Raw genomic sequence first — 1,267 nt, forward strand, 5'->3', positions numbered from 1 at the left:
CTTGCCATGGTCCACATGACCAATCGTGCCGATGTTGCAGTGCGGCTTCGTCCGCTCAAACTTCGCCTTCGCCATGGCGCGGCCTCGTGCCTTTCGTTCGTCGGGTTGCGGGGTCGGGGTCGGGGAACGTCGTCGGTCCGGGTGGAGCGGGTGACGGGAATCGAACCCGCACAACCAGCTTGGAAGGCTGGGGCTCTACCATTGAGCTACACCCGCGTGGAGGTCGAACGCAGTCCCCTTTCCGGTCGGTTCGCGTGCGGTCCGTCGTGCCGCGGCGGCGGTGGCATCCTGGTGGAGGGGGCTGGATTCGAACCAGCGTAGGCGTGCGCCAACGGATTTACAGTCCGTCCCCTTTAGCCACTCGGGCACCCCTCCAGCCGCGCTGGCGGCGCGGGACCGCGGCGACTAACGGCATTTCGGTCGCCGTGTCAACGAGGCGCGGCGGCGGGTCGCGTCCCGGTCCCGCCTCCGGTTCCCGGCGGTGGCCGGCCGGTCTGGCGCGGCCGGCTTGTCCGGGTGTCCGGCGCCCGGACCCGGGACCAGCCCGGATGCCGCCTCTCCTGCCCGAACCGCCGCGATGCCTCGCCGGCGTTCAGGCTGCCGGTAGGGGTACCGCGCGGCCGGCCTGCGAGGCCACGCATCAGCGCTTGATCTCGATCTCGATGAAGGTCATGGGGTGCGGACCGTCATTCCTGACGTCATGCTTGATGCCCGCAGGCCTGGAATAGCTCTGCCCGGCCTGGAGCTTCACCTGCGTGACCACGCCATCGACCTCGTAGGCCATCGTCGCGTCGGTCATCATCACGACGGCGTAGTCCATCGTGTGCTCATGCCAGCCGGTCGTCGCCCCGGGGGCGAAATCCCAGCGCGTGATGCGCACACGCGCATCGTCCGCGAGCACCGTGGAGACGGCGGGGATCGAGCAGGCGAACGGCATGGGAACTCCCCAGGCAAGGCTTCGGACGGCCCCACCTACAGGGGCGGGCACGCGGCCTCAAGCGGAGATCCCGGGCCCGGACGCCGGCTGGCCCTTCCGTCCGTCGGCGCGCCCGGCCATGCTGTCCTCATGGCGTCCGATCCCCGTCGCCGCGACGGCAAGACACGCGGCCGCGACCCGCACGGGCCGTACTGGATCTACGGGGCGCATGCCGTGCGCGCCGCGCTCGGCAACCCTGCGCGCAGGATCCGCCGGGTGCTCGCGACCGGCGAGGCGGCGGCCACGCTGCCGGCCGACGCCATGCCCGAGCGCGCCGGGCCGGAAGCGATC

General features: G+C 71.3%; 1 protein-coding gene, 2 tRNA genes and 1 pseudogene. 1 reads left to right on the forward strand and 3 read right to left on the reverse strand.

Annotated features, from left to right (window positions below; genetic code table 11):
- Nucleotides 1-142: 142 nt before the first annotated feature.
- The 3 genes from FK498_RS18695 to FK498_RS18705 all read right to left on the reverse strand — a co-directional run bounded on the left by FK498_RS18695 (nt 143) and on the right by FK498_RS18705 (nt 937).
- Nucleotides 143-216: transfer RNA gene (locus FK498_RS18695), tRNA-Gly, on the reverse strand.
- A gap of 73 nt (nt 217-289) precedes the next feature.
- Nucleotides 290-375, reverse strand: a tRNA-Tyr gene (locus FK498_RS18700).
- A gap of 265 nt (nt 376-640) precedes the next feature.
- Nucleotides 641-937 (reverse strand): cupin domain-containing protein, encoded by a 297-nt coding sequence (locus FK498_RS18705; protein WP_141857208.1) that lies wholly within the window; start codon nt 935-937, stop codon nt 641-643.
- Between the two features lie 129 nt (nt 938-1,066).
- Here FK498_RS18705 and FK498_RS19825 point away from each other — a divergent pair.
- Nucleotides 1,067-1,267: pseudogene (locus FK498_RS19825) on the forward strand (hypothetical protein); the annotation flags it as partial.

It is taken from the genome of Elioraea sp. Yellowstone (assembly GCF_006704265.1).
GTDB lineage: Bacteria > Pseudomonadota > Alphaproteobacteria > Acetobacterales > Acetobacteraceae > Elioraea.

What these genes read in the sequence shown, in the direction of transcription:
- FK498_RS18705 (WP_141857208.1), bottom strand. Translation starts at nt 937, where the DNA reads ATGCCGTTCGCCTGCTCGATCCCCGCCGTCTCCACGGTGCTCGCGGAC.